The 10,111-nt window shown below is 72.6% G+C and carries 7 protein-coding genes; 3 read left to right on the forward strand and 4 right to left on the reverse strand.

Going from position 1 to position 10,111, the window contains the following annotated elements; translation table 11 throughout:
- A partial coding sequence (locus tag HGA02_RS04070; protein WP_210728145.1) for a helix-turn-helix domain-containing protein occupies positions 1-336 on the forward strand: 336 nt, incomplete at its 5' end.
- 58 nt (positions 337-394) lie between these two features.
- Here HGA02_RS04070 and HGA02_RS04075 read toward each other — a convergent pair.
- From HGA02_RS04075 to HGA02_RS04090, 4 genes are all read right to left on the reverse strand, one after another.
- Positions 395-787: a hypothetical protein gene (locus tag HGA02_RS04075; RefSeq protein WP_168677841.1), complete on the reverse strand. Its 393-nt coding sequence runs from the start codon at positions 785-787 to the stop codon at positions 395-397.
- 16 nt (positions 788-803) lie between these two features.
- Positions 804-2,306: an MDR family MFS transporter gene (locus tag HGA02_RS04080; protein ID WP_425483025.1), complete on the reverse strand. Its 1,503-nt coding sequence runs from the start codon at positions 2,304-2,306 to the stop codon at positions 804-806.
- A gap of 224 nt (positions 2,307-2,530) precedes the next feature.
- Positions 2,531-3,100: a hypothetical protein gene (locus HGA02_RS04085; RefSeq protein WP_168677843.1), complete on the reverse strand. Its 570-nt coding sequence runs from the start codon at positions 3,098-3,100 to the stop codon at positions 2,531-2,533.
- Between the two features lies 1 nt (position 3,101).
- Positions 3,102-4,250, reverse strand: a complete 1,149-nt coding sequence (locus tag HGA02_RS04090) for a zinc-dependent alcohol dehydrogenase (protein ID WP_168677845.1) — start codon at positions 4,248-4,250, stop codon at positions 3,102-3,104.
- Between the two features lie 164 nt (positions 4,251-4,414).
- Here HGA02_RS04090 and HGA02_RS04095 point away from each other — a divergent pair, with 164 nt between their 5' ends.
- A complete protein-coding gene (locus HGA02_RS04095; RefSeq protein WP_168677847.1) occupies positions 4,415-8,128 on the forward strand; it encodes a nitrate reductase subunit alpha in 3,714 nt (1,237 codons plus the stop codon).
- A gap of 37 nt (positions 8,129-8,165) precedes the next feature.
- Complete coding sequence (gene narH / locus HGA02_RS04100; RefSeq protein ID WP_168677849.1) at positions 8,166-9,908, forward strand: nitrate reductase subunit beta; 1,743 nt, start codon at positions 8,166-8,168, stop codon at positions 9,906-9,908.
- Positions 9,909-10,111: the final 203 nt, after the last annotated feature.

Genomic DNA, 10,111 nt, shown 5'->3' on the forward strand with positions numbered 1-10,111 from the left:
CACGGGGGCGGGGACCCGATCGTCGCCGCGGTGCTCGACGCGATCGAGGCCGGCTTCCGCGACCCGATCTCGACGCGGGAGGTGGCCCGGTCGCTCGGCTACACGACCGGGCACCTCACGACCGTCGTGCGCGAGCGCACGGGCCGCACGGTCCTCGAGTGGCTCACCGAGCGGCGGATGATCGAGGCCCGCCGCCTGCTGGTCGAGACCGATCTGCCGGTCGCCCTCGTCGCGGAGCGCACCGGGCACCGGGACGCCGCCTACCTGGTCCGACGCTTCCGCGAGCAGCACGGCGTGACCCCGGCCCGCTGGCGGCGAGGCGCGCGGTCGACCTGACGAGCCGGTCGCACCGTCTGCCGTCGGCGCGCGCGACGGACCGGCGAGCCGGGACGGTTCAGTGCGCGCCGAGGCCGTCGATGACGCCCGGGTCGCCCGCGAACGGCCGCAGCGTCGCCGGCGCCGGGAACGGGAGGACGTAGCGCGTGACGACGGCGTTGACGTCGCCGAAGTCGTCGGTGGTCACGACGACCCGGTCAGCGGCGACCTCGGACATGCGGACCCGCACGACGCGTCCGTCGTCGAGCGTCAGCTGCCACCGCTCGGCGAGCCAGTGCAGGCCGTGCCCGTCGAGCGCCTCCTCGGCGTCGTGCCAGTCGACGACCCCGGTGAGCTCGCGGCCGATCCGGTCGACGGCGACGAAGCCGTCGCCGTCGACGCGGATCCAGCCGAGCAGCTCACGGTCGCCCTCGCGCCGGTGCTCGATCCAGTCGGCCGTGAGCCCGCTCATCGGTGCACGTCCGCCCTCAGTGCCCGCCGCCGTGCGGGCCCTCGACGCGCTCGCGCGGCACCGCGAAGGCGAGCGGCAGCGCGACGAGCGACAGGATCGCGCCGACGAGGAACGCCGAGTGGATGCCGCCCGCGGTGGCCGCGACCTCGTTCGCCCCGCCGTCGGCGAGCGCGATCGACTGCGCGGTGAGGACCGTGACGAACAGCGCCGTGCCGGCCGCACCGGCGACCTGCTGGAGCGTCCCGACGACCGCGGACCCGTGCGAGTACCGCTCGGCGGGCAGCGACCCGAGGGCCGAGGTGAACAGCGGCGTGAACATGAGCGCGAGCCCGGCGGACATCGTGAGGTGCGCGGCGAGCAGCATCCACGGCGAGGAGTCCGACCCCAGCAGGACGAAACCCCAGAGCGCGAGGCTGAGCGCGGTCGCGCCCGGGACGAGCAGCGGTCGCGGCCCGACCTTGTCGTACGCGCGGCCGACGGACGGTGCGAGCAGACCCATGAGCAGCCCGCCCGGCAGCAGCAGCAGGCCGGTCTGGAGCGTCGTGAGGCCCAGGACGGACTGCGCGTAGATCGGCAGCAGGATGATGACGCCGAACAGCGACACCATGAGGCCCGCGAGCAGCGCGACGGACACCGCGAAGGTGCGCGAGGAGAACACGCGCAGGTCGAGCAGCGCGTCGTCGACGCGGGCGAGCGACCGCTGCCGCAGGACGAACAGCACGAGCGCGACCGCGCCGACGCCGAGCGAGATCCACGTGGTGGTCGCGACGCCGCCGTCGGTGATCTCGCCGAGGCCCGACAGGCCGTAGACGATCCCGCCGAACCCGAGCGCGGACAGGATCACGGACGTCACGTCGACCTTCGCGTAGCGCGGCTCGGTGACGTTGGGCAGGCGCATCGCGCCGAGCACGATCGCGACGACGGCGATCGGCAGGACCAGCCCGAACATCCAGCGCCAGCTGAGGACCGACAGGATGAGGCCGGAGATCGTCGGGCCGATCGCGGGGGCGACGGAGATGACGACCGAGATGTTGCCCATGGTGCGGCCGCGCGCGGCGGGCGGCGTGACCGTCATGACGGTCGTCATGAGCAGCGGGAGCATGATCGCCGTCCCCGAGGCCTGCACGATGCGCCCGGCGAGCAGCACCACGAACCCGGGTGCGAGCGCGCAGATCAGCGTGCCCGTCGCGAACAGCGTCATGGCCAGCAGGAACGCGGGGCGCGTCGTGATGCGCTGGAGCACGAACCCGGTGACGGGGATGACGACGGCCATCGTCAGCATGAAGGCGGTGGTCAGCCACTGCGCGGTCGACGCGGTGATCGACAGGTCCTCCATGAGCCGCGGCAGCGCGACGCCCATGATCGTCTCGTTGAGGATGACGACGAACGTCGAGACGAGCAGGACCGTGACCGCGAGGCGGTCGCGCGGGCTCATCCGGTCGGCGGGGACGGCCGGCGCGGTGGACGGCACGCCGGTGGCGGGCTCGTCGCCGAGCTTGGCGGTGGAGGTCTCGGTCACAGGGGCACCTGGCTTCCGGGGGACGGTCGGGAGTGGTGTCGCACGCGTCGACGCGAGCGGCGTCGACGGCGGAGCGTCCAGTCTTGTCGAGGGGTCTGACACGGTCGACGCAAATACGCCACCGGCAGACGGGCCTCTCCTTGACCGACCGCCCACCACGCCACAACTCATCGGCCCGCCCGCTGCTTCCCGCGGACGGGCAGGTCAACCGGGCCGGGCGGCCCTCAGGCGGTCCGGCGGCGCAGCGCGCGCACGACGAGCACCGCGCCCGCGGCGGCCAGCGCCCACGGCCCGGCGACCAGGACGGGGTCGAGCGCCTGGTGGTGCCGGTCCACGCGGTGACCCTCGGTGCGCGACGCGAGCCCGTGGCGGCGTCCCTCGGCGAGGACGCCGGTCTCCGTCACGGGGTTGTCGGGGTGCAGCGTCGCGAAGGACGCGAGGTGCTGCTCGACGGCGTCGACGCGGTCGGCCGCGATGAGCAGCAGCCAGTGCGCGGCGCGGCCCTCGCTGTAGGCGGCGTACGCGTGCCGGCGGATCACGCCGGACAGGCCGTGCAGCGGCTGGGCGGTCCCGAAGACGGGCGTCAGACGCGCGTGCTCGATCGACCGCTCGCGCGGCGCGAGCTCGGGCTGCTGCTCGGGCTCGGTCCAGTGCGCGCCGGTCTCGAGGTCGGTGCGCTCGCGCGGGTACGACGGGCGGTCGGCGGGGTCCTTGTCGGCTCCCCAGCCGGGGATGCGGGCGGCGAGCTGCTCGGCGGTCTCGGGCAGCGGGGGCTTGTCAGGCGTGTAGGGCATGTCAGCTCCTTCCCGGCAGGACGAGCGTCTTGACGCAGCCGTCGAGCTTCGCGGAGAACATGTGGTAGCCCTCCGCGATGTCGTCGAGCGGGATGCGGTGGGTGACGATGTCGCTCGGCTTCAGGTAGCCGTTGCGGATGTGCTCGAGCAGCCGCGGCCACTGGCGCTTCACGGGCGCCTGGTTGGTGCGGATGGTGAGCCCCTTGTTCCTCGCGTCGCCGAACTTCACGGCCGAGAAGATCGGGCCGTAGGCACCCATGACCGACACGGTGCCGCCCTTGCGGACGGAGTCGATGGCCCAGTTGAGCGCGACGGGCGACCCGCCCTGCAGCTTGAGCTTGGCGCTGGTGACGTGCTGCGTGAGGTTCCCGTCGGCCTCGGCCCCGACGGCGTCGATGACGACGTCCGCGCCGAGGTACCCGGTCGCCTTCTTGAGGTGCACGACGACGTCGTCGACCTCCCCGAAGTTCACGGTCTCGGCGTACGCGAAGGTCCGGGCCTTCTCGAGCCGGTAGTCGAGGTGGTCGACGACGATGACACGACCCGCACCCATGAGCCACGCGGACCGGGCGGCGAACAGCCCCACCGGGCCGGCGCCGAGCACGACCACGACGTCGCCCTCCGCGATGTCGCCGAGCTGCGCACCGAAGTAGCCGGTCGAGCACGCGTCCGTGAGCAGGACGGCGTCCTCCTCGGCCAGCCAGTCGGGGATCTTCGACGGCCCGACGTCGGCGAACGGGACGCGCACGAGCTCGGCCTGCCCGCCGTCGTACCCGCCCGTGGTGTGCGAGTAGCCGTAGATCCCGCCGACGGCCGTCGCGTTCGGGTTGACGTTGTGGCAGTTCGAGTACAGACCGCGAGCGCAGAAGAAGCACGTGCCGCAGAAGATGTTGAACGGCACCATGACGCGGTCGCCGACGGCCAGGTTCCGGACGGACGAGCCGACCTGCTCGACGACCCCGACGAACTCGTGGCCGAACGTGTGCCCGACCCGCAGGTCGGGCATCATCCCGTGGTAGAGGTGCAGGTCGGAGCCGCAGATCGCGGCGGTGGTGACCCGGACGATCGCGTCGTTGGGGTGCTCGATCCGCGGGTCGGGCTTCTCCTCGACACGGACCTTGTACGGGCCTCGGTAGACCATCGCGCGCATGGGGTGTCTCCTCGCGGGCGCTGAGGGCGCGCCCCGGGCCTGACGCTCCTGCCAGGCTGGCACGGCTGCCTCCGTCCTGCCTCCCGGCCGTACGAGCCGGTGGCGACGTGCGGCACCGGCGACCTCCGGTGGCGGCGCTCGGCGGGCTCCGGCATGGTCGGGCCATGGGCGAGGGGGCTCGACTCGACGGACCTGCGACCGACGCGCTCCTGCAGGCGGGGCGCTTCTTCACGCGGTGGGACGAGACCGCCGACAACCGGGCGGTGTTCCGGGAGGGCGGCCGGCGCGGCGACGCGTTCTACCGGGACCGCTGGCGCCACGACAAGGTGGTCCGCTCGACGCACGGCGTGAACTGCACGGGCTCGTGCTCGTGGAAGGTCTACGTCAAGGACGGGATCATCACGTGGGAGGCCCAGCAGACGGACTACCCGTCGCCCGGCCCCGACCGCCCGGACTACGAGCCCCGAGGCTGCCCGCGCGGGGCCGCCTTCTCCTGGTACACGTACTCGCCGACGCGGGTCCGGTACCCGTACGCGCGCGGCGTGCTGGTCGAGATGTACCGCGAGGCGAAGGCCCGGCTGAAGGACCCGGTGCTCGCGTGGGCGGACGTCGTCGGGGACCCCGAGCGCCGTCGGCGGTACCAGCAGGCGCGCGGCAAGGGCGGGCTCGTGCGCGTCGGGTGGGACGAGGCCGTCGAGATGGTCGCGGCGGGCCACGTGCACACCATCAAGACGTACGGGCCGGACCGGTGCGCGGGGTTCTCGCCGATCCCGGCGATGTCGATCGTGTCGCACTGCGTCGGGACGCGGTTCGTGCAGCTCATCGGCGGCGTGATGACGTCGTTCTACGACTGGTACGCGGACCTCCCGGTCGCGAGCCCGCAGATGTTCGGCGACCAGACGGACGTCCCCGAGTCGGGCGACTGGTGGGACGCGACCTATTTGATGATGTGGGGCTCGAACGTCCCGGTCACGCGCACGCCGGACGCGCACTGGATGGCCGAGGTGCGCTACCGCGGCACCAAGGTCGTCACGGTGTCGCCGGACTACGCGGACAACACGAAGTTCGCCGACGAGTGGCTGCCCGCGCAGGCGGGGACGGACGCGGCGCTCGCGATGGCGATGGGCCACGTGGTGCTGCGCGAGTTCCTCGTCGACCGCGCGGTGCCGTTCTTCCGCGACTACGTGAAGCAGTACACGGACCTGCCGTTCCTGGTGACGCTGACGCCGCACGCCGACGGGGGCTACGTCCCGTCCAAGTTCCTGCGCGCGGCCGACCTGCCGGACGCGGTCCCGGGGGCGGAGGGCGACGACTGGAAGACGGTCCTGCTCGACGCCGCGACCGGGCGGCCCGTCGTGCCGAACGGGTCGATGGGCTTCCGCTACACGGAGTCGGGCGAAGGGCGGTGGAACCTCGACCTCGAGGGCGTCGACCCGGCGCTGTCGGCGGCCGATGCCGGTGCGACCTCCGCGGAGCCGGTCCCCGTGCTGCTGCCCGTGTTCGACCAGCCCGACGGCTCCGGCTCGGTCCTGCACCGCGGCGTCCCGGCGCGGCGCGTCGGCGACCACCTCGTCACGACCGTCTACGACCTCATGCTCGCGCAGTACGGCGTCGGGCGGGACGGCCTGCCGGGGGAGTGGGCGGCGGGCTACGACGACGCGGACACCCCGTACACGCCGGCCTGGCAGGAGGCGATCACGTCGGTCCCGGCGGCGGCGTGCGCGCGGATCGCGCGCGAGTTCGCGGCGAACGCGGAGAAGTCGCGCGGCCGGTCGATGATCATCATGGGCGCGGGCATCTGCCAGTGGTTCCACGGCGACGCGACGTACCGCGCGGTGCTCGCGCTGCTCGCGCTCACGGGGTGCTTCGGGCGCAACGGCGGCGGCTGGGCGCACTACGTCGGGCAGGAGAAGTGCCGCCCGCTGACGGGGTGGCTGTCGCTCGCGAACGCGCTCGACTGGTCGCGCCCCCCGCGCACGATGACCGGCACGTCGTACTGGTACATGCACACGGACCAGTGGCGGTTCGACGGGTACCGGGCCGACGCGCTCGCGTCACCGCTGGCCGAGGGGCACCTGGCCGGGATGCACACCGCGGACACGATCGCGCAGTCGGCGCGGCTCGGCTGGATGCCGTTCTACCCGCAGTTCGACCGCAACCCGCTCGACCTGGCCGACGAGGTGCGGGCCGCTGCGGAGGCGGGCGAGGCGGCGGACCCGACCGCCGCGCTGGTCGAGCGCATCGCCGACCGCCGCGTCCGCTTCGCGGTCGAGGACGTCGACGCCCCCGAGAACTGGCCGCGCACGCTGATCCTGTGGCGCGCGAACCTGCTGGGGTCGTCGGCCAAGGGCAACGAGTACTTCCTGCGCTACCTGCTCGGCACGCACTCGAACGTCACGGCGGAACCGGCCGACGTGCGGCCGCGCGACGTCACGTGGCGCGACGGCGTGCCCGAGGGGAAGCTCGACCTGCTGGTCAGCGCGGACTTCCGCATGACGTCGACGACGCTGCTGTCGGACGTCGTCCTGCCGGCAGCCACCTGGTACGAGAAGTACGACCTGTCGTCGACGGACATGCACCCGTTCGTCCACGCGTTCACCCCGGCCATCGACCCGCCGTGGGAGGCGCGCTCGGACTTCGACGCGTTCCACCTGGTCGCCCGCCGGTTCTCCGAGCTCGCGCGGACGCACCTCGGCACCCGGTACGACGTCGTGAGCGTGCCGGTGCAGCACGACACCCCCGGCGAGGCCGCGGGGCACGTCGGCGGCCGGGCGCGCGACTGGGCGGGCGGGGACCTCGCGCCGCAGCCCGGCGTCAACCTGCCGCTGCTGCAGGTCGTCGAGCGCGACTACACGGCCATCGCGGACAAGCTCGGCTCGCTCGGGCCGCTCGCCGACAAGCTCGGGTTCACCATCAAGAACGTCACCTACCGGCTCGAGCACGAGGTCGAGCGGCTCGGGCGGCTCAACGGCGTCATGCTCGGCGGCGCGGGCGACGGGCGGCCGGCGCTCGACACCGACGTCAAGCTCGCCGAGGCGATCCTGTCGCTGTCCGGCACGACGAACGGCGAGCTCGCCACCCAGGGCTTCCGGTCGCTCGAACGTCGCGTGGGCAAGCCGCTCGCCGACCTCGCGGAGGGCTCGGAGGAGAAGCGGATCACGTTCGCGGACACCCAGGCCCGGCCGGTGCCCGTCATCACGTCGCCCGAGTGGTCGGGGTCGGAGACGGGCGGCCGCCGGTACGCGCCGTTCACCGTCAACGTCGAGCGGCTCAAGCCGTGGCACACGCTCACCGGGCGCATGCACTTCTTCCTCGACCACGACTGGATGACGGACCTCGGCGAGGCGCTGCCGATCTACCGCCCGCCGCTCGACCTGCACCGCCTGCTCGGCGAGCCCCGGCTCGGACCCGACGGCGACGCGCAGGTCACCGTGCGGTACCTGACGCCGCACAACAAGTGGTCGATCCACTCCGAGTACCAGGACAACCTGCTCATGCTGTCGCTGTCGCGCGGCGGACCCGTGTGCTGGGTGTCGGTGCAGGACGCCGCGGTCATCGGCGCCGCCGACAACGACTGGATCGAGTGCGTCAACGCCAACGGCGTGTTCGTCGCGCGGGCGATCGTCAGCCACCGCCTGCCGCAGGGCGTCGTCTTCGTGCACCACGCGCAGGAGCGGACCATCGACGTCCCGAAGTCGGAGAGGACCGGGCGGCGCGGCGGCATCCACAACTCGGTGACGCGCCTGCTGGTCAAGCCCACGCACCTCGTCGGCGGATACGCGCAGCTGTCCTACACGTTCAACTACCTCGGCCCGACCGGCAACCAACGGGACATCGTGGCGACGATCCGCCGCCGCTCGCAGGAGGTGGAGTACTGATGCTCGCGGCACCGGAGGTCCAGGGGAGGGCCGGCGCATGAGGGTCATGGCGCAGATGGCGATGGTCATGAACCTCGACAAGTGCATCGGGTGCCACACGTGCTCGGTGACCTGCAAGCAGGCGTGGACGAACCGCGCGGGCGTCGAGTACGTGTGGTTCAACAACGTCGAGACGCGGCCCGGGCAGGGCTACCCGCGGCGGTACGAGGACCAGGAGCAGTGGCGCGGCGGCTGGACGCTCAACAAGCGCGGCCGGCTCACGCTCAAGGCGGGCGGCCGCGTCAAGAAGCTCCTGACGATCTTCGCGAGCCCGGTGCAGCCGAAGCTCGAGGACTACTACGAGCCGTGGACGTACGACTACGAGAACCTCGTCGACGCGCCGCTCGGCGACGACTTCCCCGTCGCGCGCCCGAAGTCCCTCATCACGGGCGAGGACACCAAGATCCGCTGGTCGGCCAACTGGGACGACAACCTCGGCGGCACCGCGGAGCTCGGGCACCTCGACCCGATGGTCGCGAAGGTCCGCGCCGAGTCCGAGGACCGGATCCGGTTCGAGCTCGAGCGCACGTTCATGATGTACCTGCCGCGGATCTGCGAGCACTGCCTCAACCCGTCGTGCATGGCGTCCTGCCCGTCGGGCGCGATCTACAAGCGGGCCGAGGACGGCATCGTCCTCGTCGACCAGGACCGCTGCCGCGGCTGGCGCCAGTGCGTGACCGGCTGCCCGTACAAGAAGATCTACTTCAACCACAAGACCGGCAAGGCCGAGAAGTGCACGTTCTGCTACCCGCGCGTCGAGGTCGGCCTGCCGACGGTCTGCTCGGAGACGTGCGTCGGGCGGCTCCGGTACATCGGGCTCGTCCTGTACGACGCCGACCGCGTCACGGAGGCCGCGAGCGTCCCCGACGACCAGGACCTCTACGAGGCGCAGCTCGACCTCATGCTCGACCCGACCGACCCGTCGGTGATCGCCGCGGCGCGTGACCAGGGCATCCCCGCCGACTGGATGGACGCCGCCCGCCGCTCGCCCGTGTACGCGCTCGCCAAGACGTACCGCGTCGCGCTCCCGCTGCACCCCGAGTACCGGACGATGCCGATGGTCTGGTACGTCCCACCGCTGTCGCCCGTCGTCGACCTGCTGCGCGAGCAGGGCCACGACGCGGAGGACCACGGCAACCTGTTCGGCGCGATCGACGCGCTGCGCATCCCCGTCGAGTACCTCGCGTCGCTGTTCACCGCGGGCGACACCGACGTCGTCACCGGGGTCCTGCGCCGCCTCGCGGCCATGCGCGGGTACCTGCGCGGCATCACGCTCGACGACGACGCCGACGAGCGGATCCCCGCGTCCGTCGGGATGTCGGGGCAGCTCATGTACGCGATGTACCGCCTGCTCGCGATCGCGAAGTACGAGGACCGGTACGTCATCCCGAAGGCCCACGAGGAGCGCGGTCACGAGCTCGAGGAGCTCGGCTGCTCGCTCGACTACGACGAGGGCCCCGGCATGTACGAGCAGGCGCCGTTCGGCGAGGCGTCCGGGCGGCCCGTGCCCGTCGCGGTCGAGACGTTCCACGCGCTCAAGCAGCGGCAGACGTCCGACGGGCTCGCGACGCCGTCCGAGATGCACGGGCGCGTCAACCTGCTCAACTGGGACGGCAAGGGGACCCCGCCCGGGCTGTTCCCGTCGTCCGAGGGGCGGGCCACGGCACCCGGGCCGGGGGCGACCGGCGGGGCCACCGAGGGGCCGGGCGTCGACCCGGGCGTCACGGGGACGCGGTCGTGAGGGGGCCCGTCGTGCGAGGGCGGCGAGGCCCAGGTTGAACGGGCCGATGCCGATGCCGACGAGGTCGTGCGTGCGGGTCTGCTCGGCGGCGGTGGCCCGATGACCGCCGCCGCGTCCGCGACGAGGTCGTCGCCCTCGACGAGCGCGGCACCGGCCGCGCGCACGAGCTCGAGCACGCCGGCGACGTCGTCGAGCGTCGTGTC

This window comes from Cellulomonas septica, from assembly GCF_012396155.1.
In the GTDB taxonomy this organism is placed as follows: domain Bacteria; phylum Actinomycetota; class Actinomycetes; order Actinomycetales; family Cellulomonadaceae; genus Cellulomonas; species Cellulomonas septica.

Coding starts and splice junctions, on each gene's coding strand:
- HGA02_RS04075 (WP_168677841.1), bottom strand. CDS start 787: ATGAGCGGGCTCACGGCCGACTGGATCGAGCACCGGCGCGAGGGCGAC.
- HGA02_RS04085 (WP_168677843.1), bottom strand. CDS start 3,100: ATGCCCTACACGCCTGACAAGCCCCCGCTGCCCGAGACCGCCGAGCAG.
- HGA02_RS04090 (WP_168677845.1), bottom strand. CDS start 4,250: ATGCGCGCGATGGTCTACCGAGGCCCGTACAAGGTCCGTGTCGAGGAG.
- HGA02_RS04095 (WP_168677847.1), top strand. CDS start 4,415: ATGGGCGAGGGGGCTCGACTCGACGGACCTGCGACCGACGCGCTCCTG.
- narH (WP_168677849.1), top strand. CDS start 8,166: ATGAGGGTCATGGCGCAGATGGCGATGGTCATGAACCTCGACAAGTGC.